The 26,902-nt window shown below is 53.7% G+C and carries 21 protein-coding genes; 5 read left to right on the top strand and 16 right to left on the bottom strand.

All coding sequences use genetic code 11. The annotated features are described in order from the left end of the window. Positions 1-9: 9 nt before the first annotated feature. Positions 10-2,037 (top strand): M1 family metallopeptidase, encoded by a 2,028-nt coding sequence (locus D3P08_RS17395; protein ID WP_119600980.1) that lies wholly within the window; start codon positions 10-12, stop codon positions 2,035-2,037. 50 nt (positions 2,038-2,087) lie between these two features. Next, the gene (locus D3P08_RS17390) at positions 2,088-2,906 is read left to right on the top strand and encodes a hypothetical protein (RefSeq protein ID WP_119600979.1); all 819 of its coding nucleotides are present in this window, start codon (positions 2,088-2,090) and stop codon (positions 2,904-2,906) included. Positions 2,907-3,367: 461 nt separating this feature from the next. Here D3P08_RS17390 and D3P08_RS17385 read toward each other — a convergent pair whose 3' ends face one another. The 8 genes from D3P08_RS17385 to D3P08_RS17350 form a co-directional block, all read right to left on the bottom strand. Next, the gene (locus tag D3P08_RS17385; protein ID WP_119600978.1) at positions 3,368-4,705 is read right to left on the bottom strand and encodes a sodium-dependent transporter; all 1,338 of its coding nucleotides are present in this window, start codon (positions 4,703-4,705) and stop codon (positions 3,368-3,370) included. Positions 4,706-4,775: 70 nt separating this feature from the next. Beyond that, positions 4,776-5,282 carry a CcdC family protein gene (locus D3P08_RS17380; RefSeq protein ID WP_240647620.1) on the bottom strand — a complete coding sequence of 169 codons (507 nt, stop codon included), beginning with the start codon at positions 5,280-5,282 and terminating at the stop codon, positions 4,776-4,778. A 161-nt stretch (positions 5,283-5,443) separates the two neighbouring features. Then, the gene (locus tag D3P08_RS17375) at positions 5,444-6,907 is read right to left on the bottom strand and encodes a catalase (protein WP_119600976.1); all 1,464 of its coding nucleotides are present in this window, start codon (positions 6,905-6,907) and stop codon (positions 5,444-5,446) included. Between the two features lie 150 nt (positions 6,908-7,057). Next, positions 7,058-7,825: a winged helix-turn-helix transcriptional regulator gene (locus D3P08_RS17370; RefSeq protein WP_119600975.1), complete on the bottom strand. Its 768-nt coding sequence runs from the start codon at positions 7,823-7,825 to the stop codon at positions 7,058-7,060. Continuing rightward, a complete protein-coding gene (locus D3P08_RS17365) occupies positions 7,807-8,196 on the bottom strand; it encodes a Fur family transcriptional regulator (protein ID WP_119600974.1) in 390 nt (129 codons plus the stop codon). The genes D3P08_RS17370 and D3P08_RS17365 overlap by 19 nt, the downstream gene beginning before the upstream one ends. Positions 8,197-8,330: 134 nt before the next feature. Next, positions 8,331-8,777: a DUF6843 domain-containing protein gene (locus D3P08_RS17360; protein WP_119600973.1), complete on the bottom strand. Its 447-nt coding sequence runs from the start codon at positions 8,775-8,777 to the stop codon at positions 8,331-8,333. A 153-nt stretch (positions 8,778-8,930) separates the two neighbouring features. After that, positions 8,931-10,391: a cardiolipin synthase gene (gene cls / locus D3P08_RS17355; protein ID WP_240647618.1), complete on the bottom strand. Its 1,461-nt coding sequence runs from the start codon at positions 10,389-10,391 to the stop codon at positions 8,931-8,933. A gap of 117 nt (positions 10,392-10,508) precedes the next feature. Next, entirely contained in the window at positions 10,509-11,471 is a 963-nt protein-coding gene (locus tag D3P08_RS17350; RefSeq protein ID WP_240647616.1) for a M15 family metallopeptidase, read from the bottom strand. A gap of 244 nt (positions 11,472-11,715) precedes the next feature. On the opposite strand from D3P08_RS17350, the gene D3P08_RS17345 reads away from it, so the two are divergent. Beyond that, on the top strand, positions 11,716-13,587 hold the full coding sequence (locus tag D3P08_RS17345) for an LTA synthase family protein (protein ID WP_420819043.1): 1,872 nt from the start codon (positions 11,716-11,718) through the stop codon (positions 13,585-13,587). 194 nt (positions 13,588-13,781) lie between these two features. Here the strand turns inward: D3P08_RS17345 and D3P08_RS17340 are convergent, their stop codons facing one another. The 3 genes from D3P08_RS17340 to D3P08_RS17330 form a co-directional block, all read right to left on the bottom strand. Next, complete coding sequence (locus D3P08_RS17340; RefSeq protein ID WP_240647614.1) at positions 13,782-14,321, bottom strand: DinB family protein; 540 nt, start codon at positions 14,319-14,321, stop codon at positions 13,782-13,784. A gap of 72 nt (positions 14,322-14,393) precedes the next feature. After that, positions 14,394-14,861: a thioredoxin-dependent thiol peroxidase gene (bcp, locus tag D3P08_RS17335; RefSeq protein WP_119600970.1), complete on the bottom strand. Its 468-nt coding sequence runs from the start codon at positions 14,859-14,861 to the stop codon at positions 14,394-14,396. A 277-nt stretch (positions 14,862-15,138) separates the two neighbouring features. Further along, positions 15,139-16,212 carry an asparaginase gene (locus tag D3P08_RS17330; protein ID WP_119600969.1) on the bottom strand — a complete coding sequence of 358 codons (1,074 nt, stop codon included), beginning with the start codon at positions 16,210-16,212 and terminating at the stop codon, positions 15,139-15,141. 183 nt (positions 16,213-16,395) lie between these two features. Here D3P08_RS17330 and D3P08_RS17325 point away from each other — a divergent pair, with 183 nt between their 5' ends. After that, positions 16,396-16,665: a hypothetical protein gene (locus tag D3P08_RS17325; RefSeq protein WP_119600968.1), complete on the top strand. Its 270-nt coding sequence runs from the start codon at positions 16,396-16,398 to the stop codon at positions 16,663-16,665. A 51-nt stretch (positions 16,666-16,716) separates the two neighbouring features. Here D3P08_RS17325 and D3P08_RS17320 read toward each other — a convergent pair whose 3' ends face one another. Both D3P08_RS17320 and D3P08_RS17315 read right to left on the bottom strand, forming a co-directional pair. After that, a complete protein-coding gene (locus D3P08_RS17320; RefSeq protein WP_119600967.1) occupies positions 16,717-19,899 on the bottom strand; it encodes an MMPL/RND family transporter in 3,183 nt (1,060 codons plus the stop codon). A 48-nt stretch (positions 19,900-19,947) separates the two neighbouring features. Beyond that, positions 19,948-20,394: a MarR family winged helix-turn-helix transcriptional regulator gene (locus D3P08_RS17315; RefSeq protein WP_119600966.1), complete on the bottom strand. Its 447-nt coding sequence runs from the start codon at positions 20,392-20,394 to the stop codon at positions 19,948-19,950. A 277-nt stretch (positions 20,395-20,671) separates the two neighbouring features. Here D3P08_RS17315 and D3P08_RS17310 point away from each other — a divergent pair, with 277 nt between their 5' ends. After that, the gene (locus tag D3P08_RS17310) at positions 20,672-23,305 is read left to right on the top strand and encodes an EAL domain-containing protein (protein WP_119600965.1); all 2,634 of its coding nucleotides are present in this window, start codon (positions 20,672-20,674) and stop codon (positions 23,303-23,305) included. 93 nt (positions 23,306-23,398) lie between these two features. Here the strand turns inward: D3P08_RS17310 and D3P08_RS17305 are convergent, their stop codons facing one another. From D3P08_RS17305 to D3P08_RS17295, 3 genes are all read right to left on the bottom strand, one after another. After that, positions 23,399-23,641: a hypothetical protein gene (locus D3P08_RS17305; protein WP_119600964.1), complete on the bottom strand. Its 243-nt coding sequence runs from the start codon at positions 23,639-23,641 to the stop codon at positions 23,399-23,401. Between the two features lie 183 nt (positions 23,642-23,824). Then, complete coding sequence (rbsK, locus tag D3P08_RS17300) at positions 23,825-24,742, bottom strand: ribokinase (protein ID WP_119600963.1); 918 nt, start codon at positions 24,740-24,742, stop codon at positions 23,825-23,827. Positions 24,743-24,793: 51 nt separating this feature from the next. Further along, a complete protein-coding gene (locus D3P08_RS17295) occupies positions 24,794-26,902 on the bottom strand; it encodes an ADP-ribosylglycohydrolase family protein (RefSeq protein ID WP_119600962.1) in 2,109 nt (702 codons plus the stop codon).

The raw sequence follows: 26,902 nt of genomic DNA, 5'->3' as shown, positions 1-26,902 counted from the left end.
AAACGTTCAATGTCTCCACGCAATGTCAAACGACTTTTCATCGGTTCGCTCGCAGCCGTCTTCCTAGCGATAACAATGCAGAACGGCTTCGGGGACGCTTGGCTGTCCCAGTATACGTATGCGCTTGCTCCCGCCGCAGGTTCTGACTCCGAAGTTATGCAGCCCATTACGCCTGCTCCAAATTCGGCCAAGCCGCAAGTTGTCCAGCAGCCGGACAAGGCATTACCTCCGAAACCGCAGCCCCTAAGCAAACGGATTGTCGAGTACCACATCAACGTCTCGCTGCGCGAGGACGGCCAGCATTTGGATGGCGTGCAGGACGTGACCTGGACCAATCCGGGCAAAAAACCGGTGTCCGAGCTCTATTTTCACCTGTATCCGAACGCATTCCAATCGCAGAAAACCACCTTCATGACCGAATCTCACGGAATGCTGCGCTCGGACAAGGCGACACCGAACAGCAACAGCCATCTCAAGCTGCTCACCCTGCAGACGCTGGAAGGCGAAAGCCTGCTGCCGCGCCTGCAATATTCGCAGCCGGATGACGGCAATACCAGCGATTATACGCTGGCCAGACTGCGTTTGCCGGAAGAGCTGGAACCAGGCAAATCGATTACCCTCCGCATGGGCTTCGAAGTCAAGCTGCCGGAAATATTCGCCCGTATGGGATACTCCGGCGACTTCATTATGGCCGGGCAGTGGTTCCCTAAGATCGCCGTTTACGAGACGGCGGGAACAAGAGGCCGCACATCGGAAGGCTGGAACGTTCATCAATATCACGGCAACTCGGAGTTTTACAGCGACTTCGGCATGTACAACGTGCGCATCCAAGTCCCGGAGGCTTATACGGTTGCCGCGACAGGCTTCCAGACGAAACCGGTTGCCGTGCAAAACGGAATGCACGTGTACCAATTCTATGCCGAGGACGTGCACGATTTCGCGTGGGCCGCCTCGCCGAATTTCGTGTATGCGGAGACCGCCTATTCGGACAAAGGTATTCCCGGCGTGCGCATCAAGCTTTATCTCGATCCCGCGCATGCGGAGCTGAAGGATCGTTATATGCATGCCGCTAAGTCCGCGCTTTCGAATTACGCCAAGTGGTACGGCTCCTATCCGTATAACACTCTCTCGATCGTGGTGCCGCCGAAGGGCGCGAACGGAGCAGGCGGCATGGAATATCCGACGCTCGTGACCGCATTCGCCGCCGATTCCGACAATCCCGGCTATGAGCTCGAGCGGACAGTCGTGCATGAGATCGGCCATCAATATTGGTACGGCATGGTCGCCTCTAACGAGTTCGAGGAGGCATGGCTCGATGAGGGCTTTACCTCCTACGCGGAAGACAAGGTAATGGCTGCCGCTTACGGCATAACGCCGAACCTCCGGCTGGAAGCCAGCTATATGACCGATCCCGCTCCGCTTAAGCAGCCTTCTTGGGCGTACCACAATTCAAATCAATACGCCGAAAACGTCTATATGCGGGCCAAGCTGGTGCTTGTCGACATCGAGAACAAGGTCGGGGTAAAAATGATGAACCGGATTCTGCGCACTTACTTCCAAAAATATAAGTTCAAGCATCCTGCCACTACCGACTTCCAGCGCGTCGTGGAGCAGGTGACAAAGGCAAACTGGACGGAATATTTCAATCAATACGTGTACAGCAACCGTATGGCCGACTTTTCGGTAGACGCCATCGAAGTGAAGCCCGTCAATCAAGAGGGCGATAAGCAATACGAATCGACGATTTTGATTAAAAGAAATGGCGGGACGACCGGTCCCATTCCGATTTTGCTGAAATTTACCGATGGTTCAACGAGAACCAAAGTGTGGTCAGGCGACGAATCCCATATTCAATATACGGAGGTTTCCCCCGCTCCGCTGGAATGGGTATCCGTCGATCCCGAGCAGACGAATGTGCTCGACAACAAGCTGATCAACAACTTTATGCTGGCGGAGCTGCCTAATGACACGCGCACCCGTTGGAACCTGGGGGTATCCAACCTGATCAAGGGACTGCTCGGCGCATTCGGCTGGTAGAATGAGAACCGGCAGTCCATGCTATTAATCGCAAGCAAGGGGAGATTGGAATGAAGCATAATATGAGGTTAGGCTGGCAGCTCGCGTTTAAACACATGAACATGGTCATTGTTTTGTTCCTTTATCAGCTGCTTTGGGGATTCCTCGTTTATCGCGCGATCGACGATACGATCGCGCCGCTGCTGCGGCGGTTTCCCGCTTCGGCCCCAGTTGATCAAGCTGTTCAGTTATTTTTTGCGGAAGCCCAGTTCCAGCTGTTCAAGACCGATTTGATTCAGCCGTACTTATGGCTTTTTGGCGGCCTGCTTCTTGCCCGGATGCTGATTACGCCGCTCTTTAACGCCGGCTTGTTCTACTCGATCCATCACCAGACTAGCACAGGCGAGAGCGGAACCCGCATTATCGAGGGCATCCGCAAGACATGGAAGCCGGTCATGCTGCTTTATTGGATTAGCTGCGCGCTTATGATCGCGCCGGCCTGGTGGATCGTGCCGCAGTGGATTGACGCCCTCAGGCACAACGGCGTAACAACCTCCCTGCTTATGGAGCTTTTGCCTGGCGCCGCAATCTGGATCGCGTGGATCGCTCTGATTCATTTGCTGTTCCTGTCGATGCAGTTCGGAGCCGTATCCGGCGACGGCATCTTCCCATCGCTGCTGCAGTCCCTTCGCAAATTTCTCACCTATGCCGCCATTTCACTGCTTATGTGGGGAATCGCCGCGCTGCTCGGCTTGGTGTTCAGCAGTATCTCAATGGTTTGGGCCGGCTTGTTCGCCCTCATCGCGCATCAAGGCTACCCGCTCATTAAGACGCTGCTGCGTATTTGGATCATTGCGGCGCAGTACAGCCACTTAAAAGCGGGTGCATAGCAAAATGGCCTCTGTCCTAATTTCCATAGGACAGAGGCCATTTACTGCGCGCGGCTGGTCCGCTTAGTCGGCTGCGCGTTATCCCGAGGCGAGCTCTCGGCGGAAATAACGCCAAAAATGCACTTATTTTTTCGCAGCTTACCCATCCCATGCGAAATAAGGACAAAAGTACACTTATTTCGTATGATTTTCTCCATTTGGGCAAAACGTGCTAAAAATAGGTGTACTTTTGGCGTTATTTTCATCGATAACCTGTTCGAGCAAGAAATAAGTGCACTTTTGGCGCTATTTCCATCGGCAGCCTCATTGAGCCCGGTGTACTCACTCTCGCCCCCACACTCCCCTACTGAAGCAAGCTACCCAAACACTCCTGTCCCAATCACCGCCAGCACACTTCATGGACGAAGGCCAGACGGACAATTGCCGCACTAAAAATGGAGCCCCCGTCCAATCCGTACACCTTATCCCACTTGAATCACGCCCGCGTAATACAGCAGCACGAGCAGAACAAGGATTGGGGCGATGAACCGGACCATGAACAGCCACAGCTTGAACCATCCCGCCGATAATCCGGATTCCTCCGCCGCGCCCTTCCACACGTAACCGGCAAATATCGTGATCACCAGGCTGCTGACCGGTAAAATGATGTTCGAGCAGATGAAGTCGACCCAGTCAAATACCGGCTTCCCGTTAATCGTCATCCAATCCGCTCCCCCGCCCAGCGACAAAGACAGCGGGATGCCGATCAGGAAGCATAACGCGCCGATGATCAATACGGCTGAGTTGCGTTTCCACTTAAACGTCTCCGTCGCATAAGCGACCGGCACCTCCAGTATCGAAACCGCCGATGTGATCGCCGCAAAGGAAAGCAGCACGAAGAACAATCCGCCGAACAGCGCTCCGAACGGCATAGCGGAGAATGCTGCGGGCAGCGCGACGAACACGAGTCCCGGCCCCTGCGTCGGCTCAATCCCGAATACGAAGATTGTTGGGAAAATAATGAGTCCCGCCAGCAACGCGTACAGCACATTGCCGAGGCCAACCGCAAACGTCGCCGACCCGATGGATTGACTCTTCTGCACATAAGCGCCGTACGTCACCATAATCCCCATGCCGAGCGACAAGGAGAAGAAAGCTTGTCCCAGCGCGACAAGCGCCGATTCCCCCGTCAGCTTGCTAAAGTCCGGCTTCAGGAAAAACGACACGCCTTCCCCCGCTCCCTGCAGCGACATCGCCTGAATGGCCAGCAGCACCAGCAGAACGACAAGCGAAGGAATCAGCAGCTTGTTGAAACGCTCGATTCCCTTCGACACGCCCCGAATCAAAACGAGAACCGTCACGATCATGACCACTAGCTGCCACCCAATCGGGGCCCATCCGCCGATGAACTGATTGAACAGCCCCGCGTAGTCCCCGTTTTCGAACAAATTACCCGTAAAAGACAGCACCGCATAATGCAGCGTCCAGCCCGCCACCACGCCGTAGAAGGCCATAATGAAGAAGGCGCCCAAAACGGACAGGAAGCCGAGCGCCCCCCAGGCTTTGCTGCCGCTGAGCTTCGTGAGCGAAGAGGAGGCGTTGCCGCGACCGCCGCGGCCTACTGCGAGCTCCGCGAGCAGCACCGGAAAACCGATCAAGAGCAAACAAACGATGAACAGCAGGAAAAAAGCCGCTCCCCCGTATTGCCCCGTAATATAAGGAAACTTCCACATGTTGCCGAGACCGACTGCGCTTCCCACCGCAGACATAATAAACCCGAGCGAAGAGAACCGGTCATTCTTGTTGCTTTCCGAATCCATTACAAACTACCACCTATCTAGCTGTCTTTTTTCTCATGATGTCCATTGAAGCAGTTTGTAACCCTTGCTTTTAAGCTTCTGCTTTACTGAGCCGCAAATAATCGCTTAACATCGCGAGCCTCCAAGGCACGATCATCCCAAACGCGAGCAAATAAAACAGAGCCCCCGTCTGCGGAATCGTCATATACTGCTCCGCGACATGGTGCAGCGATAGACGAAGCAGGAACAACGCGACCATAATCACAATAAACGCTTTCGACCGTCTCACGAAAATATCCGAATCCACCTTCTCCATCCGCGTGGTAACGATCAGAGGGAAAGCGAACATCAGCAGACCGGTTCCAAATGCCGATAAGCCCCATAACCACGGAATATGCGTGACCGGCACCGCAAACATAATAAATCCCGTTGCCATGCCGAGCGGCGGAATGACGATTTTTTTCAAAGTGGTCGGCCGTTTCCCCGCTCGTATCCGAATGATAATCAGGCTGAGTCCCGCAAGCGCCGAAAAAACGATCGCTGCCGTCTGCACGATCGGCTCCGTCCAAAGCATCTCAACAAACCTCCGATACTTCAATATCCATAACTCCTAGTTTACAGGAGCGGCCCGTCCTCAGGCAAATACCGTCCAACTCACAACGGCCCCCGCACGAATGAATCGCGCGGGGGCCGCAAGTAACAGAAATTTATGATGAAGCTGCGCACCATCTGCAAGTTAAAACGTATTAGTGCATGACATTACCTTTGCGGCACGAATTGGCGGATATCGACACCCAGGCCTTCAGCAAGCCTAAAGCCGAGTGTTCGGTCCGCGCGGAAAAAGTTGCAAATAGCGCGCAGGCGGATATCATCGTTCGTTTGCTTCAAGTCATCGGCCAGGTTCGAGATCAGGTTCGCCTGCTGCAGCTCCGTTAAGGAACGATACCGTTCCCCGGCCTGCGTAAAATCATCGGTCTTCTCGATCCTCTGGCGCCCGGCGCTTCCATGGAGCGGCGCGAACTTGTCCTCGCTGCTCGAATCCTCCTTCAGGCTGCCCGAATCGCGGTTCGGTTCGTTATTCGCTGAAGGCGGGGTCGCGTTCCCCGTCATCGCTCCGTCGCTTTGGCGGCTGCGAAGCGGCTTATTCACCGGAATGTTCAAATAATCGACATCCAGGCGATAACGCTCCGTATCCGGGGAGGACAAGAGACGGCCTTGCAGCGGCTGATCTTCCGAAAGCTCGATGCCCGGAACAACCGCGCTAGGTGAAAACGCAGATTGCTCTACATCCGAGAAGTAGTTGATCGGGTTACAATTCAGCGTCATCGTCCCCACCTTCTGCAGCGGATACAAATTTTCCGGCCAAACCTTTGTCGGATCCAGCGGATCGAACGGATAACGGTCCATATGCTCCGGCGGCATGAGCTGCACATACAGATCCCATTTCGGGTAGTTGCCCAGCTCGATCGACGCATACAAATCGCGCGTCGCGTGGTTGATGTCCTTCGCCAGCATATCGGACGCTTCCTTCGCGGTGAGGCAGCGAACGCCCTGCTGCGACTTCCAGGTGTATTTCACATAGGTGACCTTGCCGGCGTCGTTGACCCACTTGAACGCATGAACGCTGAAGCCGTCCATCTCGCGGTAGCTGGCTGGCGTACCGTCATCGGAGAATACCCAGGTCAGCATATGGGTCGATTCAGGGGCCAGCGTCATGAAGTCCCAATAACGGGCGGGATCGCGGAAGTTGGCAGCCGGATCCGGCTTCAGCGATTGCGCCATCTCCGGAAGCTTCTCCGCATCGCGAATGAAAAAGACCGGCAAGTGGCTGCCCACAAGATCGTAGTTGCCTTCCTTCGTATAAAATTTCACCGCAAACCCGCGCGGCTCTCGAGCCGCCTCCGGAGAGTCCGTGCCGTGAATGACGGTAGAGAACCGGACGAATACCGGCGTCTCCAAGCCTGTTTCCGACAAGAACCGCGCCTTCGTATACTCAGACATGCCGTTCTCTGCGCGGAATACGCCATGGGCGCCTGCTCCGCGGGCGTGAACGGCGCGCTCCGGCACGATTTTTCGGTCCCGGTCCTGCTCCTGGTCGAAGCGAGCGATTTTCTCTAGGAGGCGATCGCGCTCCAATAAAGTCGGTCCGTATTGTCCGGCTGTTTGCGTGCTTTGATCGTTGCCTGCCGGAGCGCCTTGATTCGTTGTCGAACGATTGTCCATTATTTACACCTCATCATTAGTTCTATATATTTAGACTTAATCTAAATCGTTAAACTAATTGTAGCCACTCGGTGCATAAACGTCATGAATTCATAATGAATGAAAAATGAACGTTACATGAGAAAATGGAGATCGGCGCCCTTAGCTTCATTAGCGCAGCATGTCGTCCGCCAGCCGGTAGCCGGCTCCTCGGACGGTTACGATATATTTTGGCGAGACCGCGCTGTCCTTCAGTTTTTTTCGCAGACTTTTAATATGAACATCTACAATGTTGCTGCCGCCGAAATAATTCATCCCCCAGATGTTGTCCAGGAGCGTCTCTCTTGTCAAGACCGTGCCGTCGGAGTTCAAGAAGTGCAGCAGAAGATCATACTCCGTCTTGGTCAGATTGACGGAGACGCCGCCGCGCTCAACCTTCATCTTCCGAAGATGGACCCGAATATCCTTAAAGACGAGTTCATCCGAGCTTAAACCGCTGGAAGGCTGCGCCGGCCGTTCCCGCAAAATACGATTGATGCGTTCAAGCGCCTCCTCCGGCTCAGCCGGCCACAGCAAATACTCGGCGCCTGACAGAACGTCCTCTTGCTGGGCCGCAGAGGAACCGGAATCGACCAGCATTAATACCGGCACGCCGGCCGCCTGCGCCGCGCTCAGCAGCTCCTCCCCGCCTCTCAGCGTATGCCCTGCGCCTACCGTATGAATAGGAAGCGGCATCGCATCATAGATAAGCAGCTCCGGCTGAAGCGCAGTCAGCATCCCTTTGTTGAGGCTGTGCAGCGCGAATACATCAAAGCAGCCTGTCGACAAGCTCGCGAGCAGACTCTGCACGCGATCCGGCATCGGGCTGATTACCATAACCCGATTCGTCAGCGAGCATAACATTCCTTCCATTTGTGCCGTCAGCCGTTCTGCCTGCATGATTCGCACACTCCCTCCAGTACGACTTGCGCATGCTCGATGCGGTAATTCGTTTCCTTCGCGACTGCCTCGACCCAATCGGCCGGAACATCCGTCATCACCTCGTCGACTCGTCCGCATTTAACGCATACGATGTGCTGATGATCCTCCGTCCTCGCATCGTAGCGGCTTACCGCCTCCCCTAGCTTCAGCTCACGAATTAATCCGACGTCGGTCAGGTAACGAAGCGAGTTATATACCGTGCCGTAAGCAAAATGAAAGCCATTGCCCCGCAATCTCTCGATGACATCCGCCGCCGTCGGATGGTCATGCGCATGTTGGATGACTTCAAGCACGGCTTTCCGCTGTATAGTTAAGTTTATTTTGTTCATGACTTCTTCATACCGCCTTCACTGATGACTTGATGATTTTAGACTAAGTATAAATTCATTTTTGGACGCAGTCAACCTGCACGCCAAGCTCTTTAAGGCGATGAACAAGCCATAGCCTTCATTATTCATGGTGTTCATTGTTTTTCAGAAGCTCGCCATTGTTCTTCCGTTCCTACAAAAAAAGTAACCTTTTCCGGGTACTTTTCACCGCTAGAGCTTCCGCCTGATGAAGCGCCCACCTCATGAATTATTGAAATATCTGTTGGAAACTCGGTGAGCCGTCCATCCTGATCCGCATAGTAAAAAAGCATCGGTCCTGAGATATTACGGCTAGATGTCGATAATTTTCCGGAGGTCGGGATTTCATAGACCCATTTGCGGCCTTCTTTTTTCAAGGCAGGGTGCCCTTGCTGTTCGTACGTGACTTCGACCCAGCCCGTAAACCCTTGCGGAATTACGTATTTGTGGGTAACTCTCTCTTCCATCGCGGACAATACAAGGGTGACGGCAGCTGCTATACAAACAACCAGAAGTGCGATAATAAGAACCGCTAATTTAGTGGAACGCGCAGTTTGAGCCATTATTAATCAGCCTTTCTGTTTAAGGATTCACATCCTAAAGGTTATCGATTTGGGAATAAAAAATTCTGCCCTTGCCTAAGCCGACCCAAAAAAAGAGCCCTCCGCCTGGCTCATACAGCCATGCAGAAGGCGGGCAAATCTCGATTTGCGCGGCTATAGAATAGGACTCAGCAGCCTCGAAATCGATTCCTTGAACCGGTTGAAAAGCGGCCGCTTCGCATAGTCTTCCGCGGTCAGCTGGCGCGAGCTCTTCACATCTTCGCGGAAGAGAGCTTCCAGCCGGGACGACGTCTCGCGGTCGTAGATGAACGCGTTCATTTCAAAATTCAGCTTAAAGCTGCGGATGTCCAGGTTAGCCGTGCCAACCGATGCGACTTTCCCGTCAACAACCAATGTTTTGGCATGAAGGAAGCCCCGCTCGTACAAGTAGACACGCACGCCGCTTGCCAGCAGTTCGCCGAGGTAAGAATGCGTCGCCCAATAGACAAAGAAATGATCGGGCTTGCTAGGCAGCATAATACTCACCTTTACACCGGATAACGCGGCGATCCGAAGCGTGGTCATCAAGCTTTCATCCGGCACGAAATACGGCGTTTGCAGGCAGATCGTGTTTTTGGCGGAAGAAATCATTTTAATATAAGCATTTTTGATTTCCTGGTAATCCGTATCCGGGCCGCTGGCCACCAGCTGCATGCCGATACGGCTTTGAATTTCGTCCGGTACCGGGAAGTAGGACTGATCGAGCTCGACCCTTCCGGCCGAGGCCAAATTCCAGTCCATCAGAAATTGCGCCTGCATCTGGAGCACGGCGGCGCCCGTTACTTTCAAATGCGTATCGCGCCACTCGCCGAAATGGGCGTTCAACCCCAAATATTCATCGCCAATATTAAATCCGCCGATATATCCAACTTTACCGTCTATAACCGCAAGCTTGCGGTGATTGCGGTAATTAATTTTTAAATTAAGATAAGGGATACGGGAAGGGAAGAAGGCCGCTTCCAGTCCGCCGGCTTCGCGAATTTCCTGGAAGAACCGCCGCGGCAGACTGGAGCTGCCGATATGATCGTAAAGGAACCGAACCTCGACGCCCTGCTTGGCCTTCTTCGCAAGCGCTGCTGCCAGCCGTCTGCCAAGGTCATCGTCCCGGACGATGTAATACTCCAAATGAATGTGCCGCTCCGCCGCCTCGATATCGGCAATTAACGCGTCGAACTTCTGGTTGCCGTTCGTAAAAATCTCGACTGCATTATGTGTCGTATACAGCGCAAAGCTCGTCGTCAGGTTCATGTACATCATGTCCTGGTAATCGGCGATTTCGCTGCTTTCAGGCAAGAGTCTGCGCTCGAGAAGCTGCAGCCGCTGCTTTTCCATCGTATCCTCGATAATCCGCTGATTATCCCCGAGAAGCTTGTTCAGCTTCCGCTTCCGCACCTTCTGTCCCAAAATTAAATACATAATAAATCCAAGGACAGGAATAAATAATAAAACCATGACCCATGCCCAAGCGGAGCTGGCGTTCCGGCGTTCCAGAAAAATAACGGTAATCGCGAGAAATATATTAAGCAGCATTATAAGTGTATAGATGTTCTGGACTATATATATAGGCACGTTCATGGATACGTACCGCACCTCCGCTCGGCAGCATAGTTAGTCGGTCTCGCTTGTCAGAGGCGCTGCCTGCTGCCATCGTTCCCTTATTTTACGGATGTCCGCATGTTCTCATACGAATGGTTATGAATTAGGAGCGGTCACCGGCACCGCATTGTAGTACTCCTCAAGAGTACCGCCGCTTGCCGCGATATCCTGCGCGATATCGGTTCCTACATAGCGGAGATGCCATGGCTCGTATTGATAACCGGTAATGTCCTGTTTGCCCTCTGGATAACGGATAATAAAACCGTATTCCGCCGCGTACTTCTTAAGCCAATCCGCTTCCTTCGTCTCGCCGAAGCAATCCTCGGCGGCGCATTTGCCGTCGCTGCCCGATACGTCGACAGCCAGTCCCGTCTCGTGCTCGCTTGTTCCCGGGAGCGCGCTGTACGTTCTCGCTTTATCATAGCCGTCCCTCTCGACATAGCGATTGAATAGCGCCTTCTGCGTCTCGTGAGAGCGGTAAGCCGATACGCCTGCAAGATAAATGCCGTCTTCTTCCGCGCCGGCGAACATTTGCTCCAGCGCCTCCGCCGCCTCCTTGCGCATCATCCGCTTCTCAATCTTCTCCGAGAACGTGAAACGTACGTCCGGATAGACGAGGTCATCCGGATTGTAATCCTCCGGAAGCTTGTTGAACGGATTGACGAGCGCGGCAATGCTTTCCGGCTGCGCAATAACCACAACCGCGCCTTCCTCGCCTTTCGAATACCCGGCTTGTCCATCGGAAGCTTGATCGCCGCCAGCTTGTTCCCCGGCGTCCCCAGCGTCTTCCTGACCGGTCTCTTCGTCTCCCGCATGATCCCCGGAGGCGTTATCCTGCTCCGAACCTGTCTGCGGCTCCTCTTGCGTCTCGTTACCAGTCTCGCCGCCTACTTGGCCTTCGCTTTCGCCTGCGCTAGATTCCGCCCCGTCAGCGAGCTGCGGCTGCTCCGCAAGCTTTGTCTCCTGCTCATGCGGACCGCTTCTCTCCACAGCGAAATACCCTCCGACTACAAGGACGGCCGCCAGCCCGATCATAAATAAAAATTTCCCTTTGCCCAATTTAGTTCCCCCTCTAGCATGCTTGGCATATCCTATCCTATTGACGCAACTATACAACAGGATGATGCGACTATTTCAGTGTTAAATATCGACAAATTTGTTAAGGGCCCTTTTGCCTTTGACAATTGCCTGGCAGAAGGAGCATAATGATAGTGCACTTACAATAAACATAAAACATATAGAAAAAAGCAACTGGCTGTCTCGGATGAGAAAGCCTGTTTTTGCTGAGAAAGGTAGGGTCAAGGTGTCAACCATAACTGCAAAACGGCTGCTGAGCACTCGTCCTATTTTATTCTTTTCGCTCATTATGCTGCTAAAAAGCTATTTGGCTTGGACGGTTATTTTCGAAGGCGGTCCTTCTTGGACAACCATGCTCAAGGAAATCCCGTTCGTTCTTATCGTCTATTGCCTTATTGAGTGGTTCGCCAGCAAAAGAAAGTTCCTCTATTATACCATTGCGAACTTGCTCATGACTTCTATTCTATTTGCTGTCATTATGTATTACAAGTATTACGGCGTTATCGTGACGTACGCGGCTCTGGAACAGGTGAATCAGGTGACCGCCGTTAAAAACAGCGTATTCTCGCTGATGGATCCGTATTATCTGTTCATTTATACGGATGTTCTCATTATGCTTGTGCTGCTGTTCATGAAGAAGAAAGCGTTGGAATGGAAGAAATCGTTCTCCCGCAAAGAGAACACAAGATTTGTTGTCGCTGTTCTAGCTGTCTCGTTCGCGATCTGTCTGTTCAACATTTTGCCGAACCGCGCGAGCATGAACGAAATCGTGAAGGCGGAGCAAATGGGGATTTTGAACTACGAGGCCTATACCATCTTCTCCGATAAAGATATCGATTTCGTGGATCAAAGCGAAATTACGCAAAAGAAGATTAATGAAGTGAAAAATATTGAGCAGCCTGCTGCTCCCCAGTTCCAAGGTATCGCCAAAGGGAAAAACCTGATCATTCTTCAAATGGAATCGATGCAAAACTTCCTGGTCGATTTGAAAATCGAAGACCAGGAGATTATGCCGAACCTGAACAAGCTGGTGAAGGAAAACAGCTACTTCAAGCATTTCTACCAGCAAGTCGGACAAGGCAATACGTCTGACGCGGAGTTCGTCGTGAACACATCGATGTATATTCCTCCGCGCGGCGCCGCTACGCAGCGTTATGCGGACAAAGAACTTCCAAGCTTGCCGAAGCTGCTGAAATCGCAAGGCTACGATACGGCAACCTTCCACACGAACGTCGTGGAGTTTTGGAACCGCGGCGAGCTGTACAAAGCCGTCGGCTTCGACCGCTACTATGACGCCGAGTTCTTCGGCACAGAAGACTCCGTCTTCTTCGGCGCTTCGGACGCCGTTCTATACCGGAAAACTGCAGAGGAACTGCAGCGCATGGATGAGCAACAAAATCCGTTCTACGCGCAAGTGATCTCAATGACTGCGCATCATCCGTACACGATTCCGGATGACAAACGTTATTTGGATCTGCCTGAGCGTTTCGACGATACGATGGTCGGCGATTATTTGCAGGCTCAGCATTATGCGGACCAGCAGCTGGGTATTTTCATCGAAGATTTAAAAGCTCGCGGCATCTGGGATAACAGCGTTGTCGTCCTGTACGGCGACCACTTGGGTCTGCCGATTTACTCTCTTGACCGCCATGAGAAGGATCTGATGGAAGAAATCTACGGCAGAGAGTATACGTACACGGATATGATCAACATTCCGTTAGTCGTGATGAACGCCGGCGAAGAAATGACTCCGGCCGAGTACGATCATCTCGGCGGCCAAGTCGATATTTTGCCTACCGTCGCCAACCTGCTGGGTGTATCGCTTGATAAGCAGCTGCATTTCGGCCAGGATCTGTTCAACAATAAGGCGTACAACATTCTGCCACAGCGTTATTATTTGCCGAGCGGCTCATTCTTAAGCAGCCAAGAGCTGTTTATGTCGGGCAGCGGCTTTGAAGACGGCAAGCACTACCCGCTCACCGGCGACGGCAACAGCAAGCAGGAAGTGACGGAGGATGAATTCAACCGCGCTCTTGAGCTGCTGAACCTCTCCGACAGCTATGTGAACCATTTGCCGAGCTGGAAGACGGAAGAATAACGACACTTACGAAAAGGGTCCCCGGATCCGCTAGCCGCTGTATAAGCGGACTTGGCGGGTTCAGGGACCCTTTTTCTGAAGCGCCTTTGCCATTCTTCTCCGAACGATCAGTATATGAATAAACCCGATTGCTTTATCCTTTTCATGCACCTGTCGGCATGTTCGAAGCAATGACTCTCATCAGTCCCTCAGCTTCAATGATATTGACCGGAAAGATGTTCATTCGTATCGATTAACATTTTGGCGAGCAGGACGATTTGTCCCGCATGGTATCCATAATGAGCGGAAACTTGAACAAGGAGCTGGCCGATTGTTCTTTTATCGCAGGCATCTTCAGCTTGGGAATCCTTTCGATGCATACGCCTCCAATCCTCTGGGTCATAACGAATGATGACTTCCCGGGATAAGTCATACGGAGACAAGCCACCCAGTACACGTTCGGATTCAGTGCGAGTCGCTCGCAGAAGGCCGAGCAGCTCGTCCTTCGATGCTCCCCCGTCCGTCGTAAATTCGCGCGAGCGCTCCCGTACGAACGGCCTATTTCCGATTGCGCTCACAACATTCTGATACTCGTTTCCCGCCAAATGCAAACAGAGATTTCCGATGCTGTTCATACTCTCTTTCATTCGTCTCCACACGAGCTCATCGTTCAGCAGATTCAGGCTTCTTTCGATTCGAACCAGCTGCTTATTCATGTCTTCCAGGATATCCCTAATTAACTCTGGCACGAGCATCCCCCCACCATTGAGATCCATACTCCGTCGCAAGCAGCTTTTTAGTGTTTCATTATTGTTGTGTACGGACAATCATGCCCGAACGGCTTCCAGCACTTCTGCTGCATGTCCTTCTACATTGACGCTCCGCCATTCGCGGATCAGCGCGCCCTCTTCGTCAATCAGGAAAGTGGAGCGCTCTACGCCGAGAAACGTTTTTCCGCCCCAGCTCAGTTCCTTCCACACTCCGAACAGCTCCGAAACGCTATGGTCCGGGTCGGACAGCAGCAGGAACGGCAGCTTGTATTCGGAGACGAATTGCTCATGCGAGGACAGATCATCCGGGCTGATGCCGACTACCTCCGCATTATGCTTTGCGAACTCACCGTTGAAGTCGCGGAAATCGCATGACTCCGCGGTGCAGCCCGGCGTCATGTCTTTCGGGTAAAAGTAAATAACCAGCTTCTTCCCCTTATAATCCGCCAGCGACACTTCCTTGCCGTTCGAAGCCAGGAGCGTAAAATTAGGCACCTTCTCGCCGACTTTGACTGTGTTGCTCATTGTACCATCCTCCTTGAATTGGTTATTGATGCACCTTCAATTACTATGGAGTCAGTGGCTGCCCGATTGCTACTGCGCTCCATGTCCATGCCGCTCTGGCCCGCTCTGTAAGCCGTATTTTACTGCTTACTGCGCTCCACGACGCACTGAACGGCTCTATAAGCCGTATTTTACTGCTTATTGCGCTCCAGCCACTCTGACCGGCTCTGTAAGCTGCATTTTACTGCTTACCGCGCATAACGCCGCGCTGGCCCGCTCTGCACGCCGCATTCCGCGGCTACGGAGTCTGGGCATCGAGCTTCTCGTAGTACACGACCTCGCTGCGGATGAAGGCATCCCGTTTGTCTGCGTCTTCGATCATGCCGTAGGCAAGCATCAGCTTTGTCAGCGCCGCTTCAATCGACATGTTCTCGATAAATTTAGCTCCCGCTTCAATTAATCGATGGGACGATTCGTACAGCGCGTCGGAGGCGTCCTTAATGGGGCAAAGGTAGCAGTCGATGCCCTCTGAGCTGCAGCGCTCAATAAACGCCGCTAACGAGTAAGGCCCCGACTCCAGCGCATTGGCTGTTCCGGAATGATGAAGATCATGCAGGATGACCCGCGGCTTCACGCTATGGAAGCTGTACAGCTCGTAATTCAGGCCTGGGTACGGCCTTATGTATAAGATACGGTCCTCCAACCGCAGCCTTGTAAGGCTCCCATGATTCTGAAGAGAGCTCACGCGCGACGCGAGATGATCCGGCGCCGGGTTCCGGCGGTCATCGACCCATTGAAAGGTCCTGTCGCTGGCCATTTTGCCGTATGGAAGCTCATACGGACTCCGGAATTGATCGGTGAAGGATTCGTTCTGGAATACCCTGGTTCCCAAATAAACGATCGATTCGCCCTTGTCGTTCTCATACACGACGAAAACACCCGGCAACCCGGCCTGGACAATAAAATCGATCGAGCTCGACAGATTGCGCAAGCCGTTGCTCCGTTCATCCGCTATCGGATAATTGCTCGCCGTAATGACGAGCGGTATTCTCACATCTGCGAACAGATAGCCCAGCATAGCAGACGAGTAGGCCAGCGTATCGGAACCGTGCGTCACGATAATGCCGTCGTAAGCGCTCTGGTCAATACTTTGAATAGCTTCCGCTAGCGTCACCCAATCCGCAGGCGTAATGTTTTCGCTGAGCAGATTAAGCGGCTGAAGCGTATCCAGCTCGACATCACCCCGGTATGTCGCAAGCTTCCGATACTCCTCTAGCAGTGTATAAGAACCGGACTGATCCACATTAATCGCAAGCCCATTCGCCTTACTTCCAATCGTGCCGCCCGTAAAAACAACTAAAATCCGCGCCATTAGACGGCCTCCTTTTAACCTTAATCCCCTCTATCTTACTACCTTAAGCCAGGATTGTCTAAATCATGCCCCAGCCCTTCTCCGCCATTTGAATTTTAAAAAAGTTGACAACTCCCGCTACAAACCGTTGCCGCGATAAAGTATGATTACAGCATACAATAATTAGCAATCGAGGTGATTATTATGTATTCCACCAAAACCATCACCGCTTCCTATTTCCTGATTACCGCGGGTGTTCTTATGCTTGTCATTTGGTTATTCCTTCTTCTGCCGGGAGGCGGCGGCTTTTTAAAAATCCAAATTCTTCGTCTTCTACTCCCCTTTATCGGCATTCTGAGCACAGTAATCGGATGGCTTGTCCTGCAGACCGTCAAGGAAGCGTTAGAGGAGGTCAGTCTGCTGCGTGTAGAGCTCAGTCAGCTGTCCAAGCGCCTGGATAAGCTCGAAGGATAAAAGAAGGGCCGGCGGAAGTCCAATGACCTCCGTCAGCCCTCTCATTCGCGCTTACTGCTCGTAGGAATATTTGCCGTCCAGCTGTCTTGAACCGGCAGAAGCTTGCTGCTTCATGAACGGCCACCAGTTCGCCTCTCCGAAGGTGCGCACCATTACCGGAATGAACAGAGGCAGCATCACAAGCGCGTACAAGAACAATCCGCACAGCACGACCGTCGCGATCTGAAGCAGCGACATGACGCCGGAAGGAAGCATAGCCGCGAACGTGCCGCCCAGGATGACCGCAGCCGACATAATAACCGCGCCCATATGCTTCATCGCTTCCAGAATCGCTTTCTTCGGATCCATATGCCGGTATTCTCTGAACCGGTCCATTAGGAAGATGCTGTAGTCCACGCCAAGCGCGATCAGCATGACGAAGCCGAAGAACGGCACGGCCCAGCTAATGCCCGACAAGCCCAGCATCCGCACGAAGATAACCTCCGTAATCGCCAGCGACGTGTAGAACGTGATGAGCAAGGAGGCGACCACATACAGCGGAATGACGATCGAGCGGAACAGCACGATCAGAATAAGCGATATGCCGATCAGCATCAGCATAACCGTTCTGGAATAGTCGCCGTTCGAAATCGTGCTTAAATCATGGTTCATACTGGTGACGCCGCCGATCGCAAACTCCGCTCCGCTAAGCCCCGTTCCTTGGAACGCGCGGGAAACGGCCGCGTTAAGCTCTTCAACCTGAGCCATCGTATCCTGGGAATACGGATTGCTCGCGAAGATGACGTCGAGCTTCGTCGTCATTCTGTCCTCGGACATGTACACGTCAAGCGAGCTTTGGAATTGCTCATCCTCAATCGCTTCTTGCGGGATATGCCAGCCCGTCATATTTTTGTTCGGCGCCTCCGCCAAGCCTTGCAAATAGCCTTCTGCGGAAGAGAGACCGTCGGTGACCTGATTGAGACCGTCGACGCTTTGATCCAGTCCGCTCGTAAGCTCGCCCAGCTGCTCGTTGAGCGAAGCGAAGCCCGCTCTCAGCTGTTCCTGTCCGGCTGCCAGCTCGCCCAGCCCCTGCGTAACATCAGGCAGCTTGTCGACGATTTGGCCTTGGCCCGCCGCAGCCTGTGCGATTCCGTTCTTCAGCTCGCCAAGACCGGCGGCAAGCTGGCTTAGTCCGTTCGCCAGCGCGCTTTGTCCCGCCGACGCTTCGCTGAATCCTTTGTTCGCCTGGTCCATGCCCGCCGTAACGCCGGCTAAGCCTCCATTAAGCTCGGTCAGCTTCGCGCCGAGCGCCGCGGCGCCTTGCTGCAAGCCCGACAATGTGGCGAGCGCTTCCTGGAACGCCGCGTCTTCCTTCAGCTCAGGATGGCTGTCCTGCACGCTCGTCAGCGTTTGCCGCACGCCGTCCAGTCCGCCAGCCAGCTTCTCTTGCTCCGTGGCAATAGCTAGATAGCCTGCCGTCAATTCATGTAATCCGCCGCCAAGGCTCTGATAGCCTTTGAGCAGCTCCGCGCTGCCTTCCGCAAGCTTCGCCGCGCTTGCTTGCGCTTCCGTCAGACCCGCCAGCAGCTCCTCCGCCCCTGCGGAGCCGTCTGCAAGCCCTTGCTCAATGGCGCTTAGGCCGGAAGCCAGCTCTTCCATGCCGGCGCGCAGCTCATTCGTCCCTTCGACGAGCTGTTCCGCGCCGGCCGTCGCTTCCTGCAGCTTCGGCGCGTTACCGTTCAGCGCGCTGCTGGCTTCCGCCAGCCCGCTGCTAATTTCGCCGAGACCCTCGCCCGAAGCGCCAAGCCCTTCATCCAGCGTAACCACTTGATCCGAGACGAGGAAATCCTCAAGCACTTCGCCCGTCGGACGCGTCGCGCTGCGCACCGTCTTCACGCCTTCAACCTTAGCCAGCTCTCGACTCGCTTGCTCCAATGCGGCAAGTCCTTCCGGCGTATCCATCGGCGCATCCGACTTCACAATAACGTTAGTCGGCAGCGTCTCGCCAGGGCCGAAGCTGTCCGCTATTAAGTTGAAGCCTTTTACCGAATCGTATTTATCTCCGATCTCATCTAAGGAGTTGAAGGAGATGGTTCCCTTATAAGCGGTCAAGAACGGTACGATGAGAACCGCCAGAATGGCAAGCGCCCAGATCGGACGCTTCAGCGAAAAGCTGCCGACCGCCCCCCACACTTTGCTTGGCTTATGCTCGAGCGAGCCTTTTGCGGGCCAGAACAACGCGTTGCCCAGCAATGACAGAAAGACCGGCACGAGCGTAAACAAGGCGAGAAGCATCACAACAATGCCTACCGCTACCGCAACGGCCGAGCGGTACAAGACAAAGGTAGAGAAGCCGATCGAAGCGAAGCCGACAAGAACCGCAAGGCCGGAGAACAAAACGGTTTTGCCCGCTGTGCGGTACGTATGAACGATCGCCTCCGTCTTATCCCCGCGATGCGCAAGCTCTTCCTTATACCGGCTGATCAGCAGGATGCAGTAGTCGGTACCGATACCGAAAAGCACCGCGACCATAAAGATTTGCGTGAAGTTCGAAAGCGGGAAATCGAAATAATGAACCAAGAAAGCAACGACCGATTGAGAGACCAAATAAGAAAAACCGACGGACAGAAGCGGCACCAGCGGAGCCGCGGCAGAACGGAAAACCATAAACAAAATAACAAGAATAAAGCCTACTGTTATAAATTCCGTCTTCTTAAGGCCCTCTTGCGAGCTTTGAATGACGTCCTCGCTAATAATCCAGTTGCCGGTGTAATAATGCTCGACAGGCACATCCTCCAGCGCCTGATACAGGTCATCCAGCAGCACGGTATTCTCGCGGTCACCCGCCGTCACCGTCAGGAGCGCAAGAACCGTGCTTCCATCCTCGGATACCATCTGTTCCTTCAGCTCGGGAACCTCGAAATGCGTCATGACGGATTCGACGCCTAACGTCTCGCCTTCCGCATCCAGCTTGTCGAGGCCGGCTTTTACGTGCGCGAGATCATCTTCCGTAAGGCCGCCGTCCTTGTGGAAGACAAGCACGGTCGACATGCCCTCCGCGCCTTCCCCGTCACCGGAAACCCCGATATTCTTCTCCAGCTGTGCGGCCAGCGTTGACGAATAACCGTCAGGAACCGTTATTTGGCCCTTCGTGCGCACCAGTTCCTCCATATTCGGCGCGCTGATCATCAGTACTGCGGCTCCCGCTATCCATAGCGCAAGCATGAGCCATTTGAGCTTCAAAATCACTTTCATTGCTCTCTTCCTCTCCTTATCTCCCATACGCTTTGGTTCTGTGTATCGCTACAGCTTCATGACGACCTTGGCTAATTTCTCGAACGTCTCGATGAAAGCGACCGCTTCCTTCTCGTCGAATTGGTCGATGATGCCGGCAAGCACCGATTGAACGCGGTCCTCCATCTGGTCGCAAAGCCGCATGCCTTCCTTCGTCAGCACGAGGTAAGTGACCCTCCGGTCCTTCTCATCCGGTATGCGCTGAATAAGCCCCTTATCGGACAGCCGGGTCATGATCGCCGTAATCGAGCTTTTGCCCACGCAAAAAATTTCCGCGACATCCGAGGCCGTGCTTTGCTCATTGTGCCTCAAGTACCTCAGCGCTCTGAACTGGTCAACGGTTAATTCCTCCGGCATTAAATCGCGCACCATCGCATGCATTCTGCGTTCGACGATAAAACCTGCCATCTCATATCGGTGTATCCATTCCTTCAACTGTTTATCGTCCGATTGCATGAATTTTCCTCCAAATTAATTCTATTGTCGAACTATTCGATAATAGAACTATATCAAACAACATTACCGATACGCAACTGCCTAGGACTTTTACCATTCAGGAGGATTTTGAAATAATTTGTCGAATATTAGGGAATCTAGACGAAGTTTCTGTCATCTATTAAAATATGAAGCAGCAAAGTCCTATCTTTCACCGCGTCACGCTACTGCTTTTATCCAACCAGGCAGCCGGCCGAAACGCATGAGCAGATAGCTTAATGGCATCAGGAGGGCGCCCGTGAGCATCTCTACATTATCAACTTCCAATAAGTGGCGCGTTGCGATTTCTTTCCTCGCTTGTACCCTGCTTGCTGTCGCGGCAGAATGGGGCCATTTTCAGTTCGTATACGGTACGACCTTCTCGCTTGCAAGCTTATTCGTACTTCTGTCGCTTCGCCAATTCGGCTTGACGGGCGGACTTCTTACCGCACTGATCACATGCATAGCGGGGCTTGCGTTTTCGCATCACCCCTTAATTCTCGCGCTTGGCTTGCTTGAAGTGCTTGTGACGGGCCTGATCCTTCGCAGATACAGAGGCAGGCTGTTTCGGTCCAACCTTATTTTCTGGGCGGTATTGGGGCTTCCGATCCTTTACTGGTTATACCTGCAGCAAGACCTGGACGGCACGATCGACATCAGCTTAGTGGTCTGCATCTTTGCGCTGAATGCGATATTCAACGCGCTGTTCGCGGAAATCATTTATCACTATTTGCCGGTTCGCCGCTGGAGCGGTCTATCCACCATGAATAGACAGCCGGTCAGCATCAGCCAGCTGCTGCGGCACCTGTCGCTTGGCATCGTCATCAGCTCCTTCATTCTGAACATGCTCGTTAACAGCGCCGGTTCGTTCAAGGAAGTCCAGCTGTACGTCACGAACCTTGTTAAGATGCAAACGAACATGATAAAGAAGGAATGGGGAATTACCGAAAGCTCACAGACAAGACCAAGGAACGCGGCGCAGCTTCGCGAGCTTCAATTCATCATTGACCGGTACAGCTACGACTCCAATACGTTCAGCTTTGTTGATCATAAGCAGCATGTGCTTGCCTCTAACCATCGCGAAATGATCGGGAAGAAGTTCGAACCGCTCGAAACAGGCCGCTACAAGCATGTGGACGGATCGCTGTATTTCTCCCACAAGACCGATACGCGGCATCCGCTGTTGTACACGTGGCATGATGAACAATTCCTATATATTGAAGAGATGAAGGACGGGACGGGCAGCTTCGTGCTGACATTCCCGCTTCGAAACTATTATCCTTACTTGTTCGGCAAATATTCGATCCATTTCATTTATTTGGTCGGGTTTACGGGGATCGCGTTACTTATCTCCATGCTTATTAACCGGACCTTCACCAAAGGCTTTCAAAGGCTCTTGGTCTCGACTCGGAATCTGCCAGTTAAGCTAAGGCAGAACAACGAGCTCCACTTGCCCAAGAGCAGCATTGTCGAGATCCATTCGTTAATCCAGAACTTTAAACATATGTCCAGCAGTCTGCTGCATATGTTCCTCGAAACGCAAAAAATTAACGAGCGTCTGCAAGCGCAAACCCAGCTGCTGCAGCAATCCGAGGAGCGCCTGCATCAGATCGCTTATTACGATACGCTGACCGGATTGCCTAACCGGCTTCAATTCAACCGGCAATTCCTTGAACTGATCGCAATGAGCGTCGCCGCGGGCAAAACCATAAAAATAGCCGTACTCATCGCGGACATCAACCGGTTTAAACAGATCAACGACACGCTCGGCCATGCGCAAGGGGACCAACTGCTCACAATGACTGCCGAACGGCTGCAAAATTTAAACAATAAAACCCGCAGCGTCTTCCGCCTAGGCGGCGATGAATTCGTGATCCTCACGCGTTATGCAGAGGAAGCCGAGCTGGAAGCCTGCGCGGAAGCGATCCGCGACTGCTTCTCCGTACCGTTCATCCTTGACGAGATGCCTCTCTACATGACGGTCAGCATCGGCATCAGTATGTATCCGCAGGATGGCGAGGATATGAACACGATTACCCGGAATGCCGATATCGCGATGTACACGGCCAAAGATGAAGGCGACGGCTACTTCCGTTATTACAAGCCGAACCTGCTGCCGCTTATTGCCGAAAGGATGCAGCTGGAGAATGGGCTGCACAAAGCATTGCTTGAAAATCAGCTCTTCCTGTGTTACCAGCCCAAAATAAGCGCCGCTACGGGCGAGCTTAGCGGGATCGAGGCGCTTATTCGCTGGAAGCATCCGGAGCTGGGGCTCATCCCTCCCGACAAGTTTATTCCGCTTGCCGAGGAGTCCGGGTTTATTTTGGAAATCGACCGATGGGTGTTCCGCGAAGCATGCCGCCAGAACAAAGCATGGCAGGACGCAGGCTTGCAACAAGTCAGCGTATCGGTCAACATATCGGCACGGCATTTCTACCAGGGCGATTTGATCGAGATGATTGCCGAGGAGCTTCAAAATACGGGGTTAGACGCGCGGTATATCAGCCTTGAAATAACAGAGGGCGTCTTCATGCGCAATATTGAACAAGTCATTGAAAAAATCCAATATTTGCGCAGGCTTGGCATTCAAATTTCGATCGACGATTTCGGAACAGGCTTCTCTTCGCTCAACCAGCTTCAGCGGCTGCCGATTTCGGATGTAAAGCTGGACCGTTCCTTTATTCGGGGCATTACGCATGACGATAAGAAATCCTCCATCGTGCGGGCGATTATCGAGCTTGCCCATAGCATGAACATGAGGGTTGTCGCGGAAGGCGTCGAGACCGGCGAAGAGTCTCAGTTCTGCAAGGACCTGAATTGCGACGAGCTGCAAGGCTACCTGTTCAGCCGACCTCTTCCTGCTGAGATGTTTGAGGAATTTTTGCGGGGATAGTTAGATTCATAATAATCGGTTCATTCGAAAGGTGACTTCTGCGGAACAGGAGTCACCTTTCTTCTTACGTTATGCCTTCATCGGGAATTCATTTCATGCCGGTTCCCTCGCGGGAACAGACAGAAGGCTTTGGATCTCGTCATAAATACGGTCAAATCGGCTTTGGATGCCTTGCATTTTTTGCAGGATCGTAACAATGTCTTCGCCTCTCGTTACCTCCCAGCCGATATCTTTTAATTGCAATACCAGCTCAACTAGCTGCTCTTCGACTAAAAACGTGCTGCCTTTAACTTCAAGCTCATTGCCATATTCGAAAAAATCTCTCCAAGCTGTCATATAAGCTTCACCTTTCCGAAATAGATATGCTGTGCCACCATGCGTTCCGCATCCGATGACAACTGCTGCACCTCGTTAGACGAACAAAGCAGCCGATTCGTTCATTTCGGATAAGAACATTTTGCAATATCGTTTTTTTCGGCTGCTCGCAGGCGATCACGGCGAAAAAAAAACGGCGCAGCATTACTGCTGCACCGTTAAAAATGCTTCGATCTCCGCTTTGGACGGGATCGATGACTGAGCGCCGGGGCGCGTGACGGCTAGCGCGGAAGCTGCCGTTGCATAACGCAGCGCCTCCTCCTTGCCATAACCGTTCGCGCAAGCGGCGGCGTACGCGCCGATGAACGTATCGCCCGCGGCCGTCGTATCGGCTGGCCTCACGCGGAATGCCGGGACAAATAGACGAGCCCCTTGCGCATCCGCATAAAAGCAGCCCTGCTCGCCAAGCGTCACGATGACGCCTGCCGCGCCTTTCCCCAGCACCAGCTCCGCCGCTGCCGCAGCGGTCGCCGGGTCGCTGACCGGAACGCCCGCAACGAGCGCCGCCTCCGTCTCGTTCATGATCAGCGTGTCCAGCAGCGGGAACAGCTCATCCGGCAAGGTCCTTGCCGGCGCAGGATTCAGGAAGACGCGCACGCCTGCCGCATGCGCAGCCTGAACGGCTGCCATCGTGGCCGCCCACGGAATTTCGTTCTGCAGCAGCACCGCGTAAACGCCGTCCCAGCTTGCCGCTGACGCTACATCGGCCGCCGTCACTTCGCCGTTCGCGCCCGCCGACAAAATAATATGATTCTCGCCTTCCTCGTTAACCGTAATGAACGCGATGCCCGACGTTCCTTCCTTGCGGATAACGGCGCCGGCGTTCACGCCCCGCTCCTCGAGGGATGCAATAAGCGTCTCGCCGAACGGATCGAGTCCGACCGCTCCGACCATGGCGCAATCCCCGCCGGCGCTGGCTGCCGCAACAGCCTGATTGGCGCCTTTCCCGCCCGGCACAAACGCCGTGCCGCTGCTATGAATCGTCTCTCCCGGCAGCGGGAATTGCTTCACATTGCTCACCACATCCATATTCATGCTTCCAATAACCAGCAATTTGTTCAAGCGACCGTTCGCGCTCCCTTCTCCGCTGCGAGTGACCTTCACCGTCAGCGTCTATTCGGAATGAACCCGCACATCCCGGATCTCATTCTCCCCTTGCTTCAGGCAGCCGAAGCCGAACATGCCGCCGGCGAACGCATCGTCCTTGCACTCCAACACATTCGCTCCGTTAATCATTAACGTCATCATGTCTCCGTCCGCCGTAAGCTTAAAGCGGTATTCTTCGCCATGCTTCCAATCGAAGGCGGCGCTCGCCAGACGCTCCTGTCCGAAGTTTTGCCGGATCAGCGATACCGTGCCCGCTCCATCGAAGCCCGCCAGGTAATGGCGCATAATGCCCTGCGCTCTTGCAATCATGCAGTGGCTGTCGCCCGCGATCGGCTTGATCGTCGCTTCCACGACCGTCTTCTTCGCATAATAATTTCCCGAATACGTTGAGCAATCGCCATCCGTCACGCAGTGAAGCGCGCCGCCCTGAAGCTCCCACTTCCCGCGATGCTGCGCGAACGGCGTTACGGATCCGAACTCCTTATATTGCTTTGCGAAATCGATCGTATAGTCGGCTGCGCCCGATACGTGGAAGCAGCCCAAATACAAGCTGCCAATCGCCCGGTCCGTGAGCGGCGACGCGCTTTCGAGAATCCAGCCGATCTCATCGATCACAGCGCCGTCTGTATCCGGAATAACAAATTCGATCTCGGTCCAGCGGCCGCTAGCGGGAGTGACCGTATCCAGCCTTACGTCTTCCTTCGTATGCGTATTCCGCACGTATGAAGTCAGCGTCAGCGGCCGCCCTTCCCACTGATCCAGGTAAAACGAAGCTTTCACCGTCTGGCCTGCGCAGGCGAGCGGCGCAAACACCGGCTTATACTTCTCATCGTTAAATTCCTCGCGGCGGTAGAACGGCTTGAAATACAGCTTGCTGCTGTCTCCTTCTACAAGCCGGTCAAATACGACCTCAAGCGAGCCCCTGCTGTCATCCGTATGCACCGCGCCGGAATGGCGGACAACCGGCGTTTTGAACGAGTTGCTTGTGCGGAAGCCATGCGTCGACCCCGGCAGGTCGAAATCGAAAAATAGCTCGCCCGGCTTAACCCGCCGCTTCAGCTCCTCCGGCGCCTCCTCTCCGTTCACGCGGTAGCCGAGCAGCGCCAGCTCCTTCGCGAACGTCGGAAAGTCGACGAGGTTCAAATAGCCCGACACGCTGGACGCGACGATAAAATCGTTAATCGGCTTCCGGTAATGCTCCGGTATGCCGGCGAGTCCTCCCATTACGCCGAGTATAGTCCCTACGTTGCCCGCATTGCAATCCGTATCCCAGCCGCACATCGACGCGTATTCCACCGTACGCGCGAAATCGCCGGCGCCGTACAGCAGGGCGAGGACGCAAACGCCCGCATTCGGAATGATATGGCAGACGCCCGTATATTTGTCGTAGCCCCAATTCTCGTCAAGATAGTTCCAGCAAGCGCGGAAATCCGACGGGTTACTTTTATGGAACGCCATGACCGCATGAACGACGCGCGCATACGTGGAGTCCTCCGGAATGACGCTGAGCCCGGCCGCGATCACCTCGTCGATCGACGCGGCTTCGAACGCTTTTGCGATGCAGGCCGCCATAAACCTCGCCCCGTACAGTCCATTGCCGTCATGCGAGACGCTGGCCGCTTTCTCCGCGTATTCGGCAGCCTTCTCGACTTGGCCCGGGAACAGCAGCCCCCAGGAATCGATAAAGATTTGGCCGCCGATCTGCTCCGCAAGCTCCAGGCCGTTCACCTCAATCGAACCGGAGCGCGGCGCCGGAATGCCCCGCCGCAAGTTCAAATATGCCGTATGCTCGGTGCTGACGTTCTCTCCGCCCCACCAGAACATGCCGATGCCTTCCCTCGCGTAATTGAGCCATGCCTTCCCGACATCGTCCGGCGTAAGCTCGCGGTCAACCGCGTCGTCATACAGCGCCCGGATAAAAAAGACCGGGCCGTTCGCGTCGTCATCCGCCGAGAACGTCTTGTATTCCTTCACGTAAGACCGGATATCGCCGTATACATCCCTGATCCGGTCATGCGTCCAGACGACGGGCTCAATCGGCGCTCCGAGCCGGATGCCGACGTTCATGCCAAGAAAACCTGCGTAGACCGTTTCCACATAATGCTTCGGTATCAT

The organism is Paenibacillus nanensis, assembly GCF_003583765.1.
Lineage (GTDB): Bacteria > Bacillota > Bacilli > Paenibacillales > Paenibacillaceae > Pristimantibacillus > Pristimantibacillus nanensis.
Note: the sequence above shows the minus strand (reverse complement) of the source record. Positions and strands in the feature narration are given on the sequence as shown.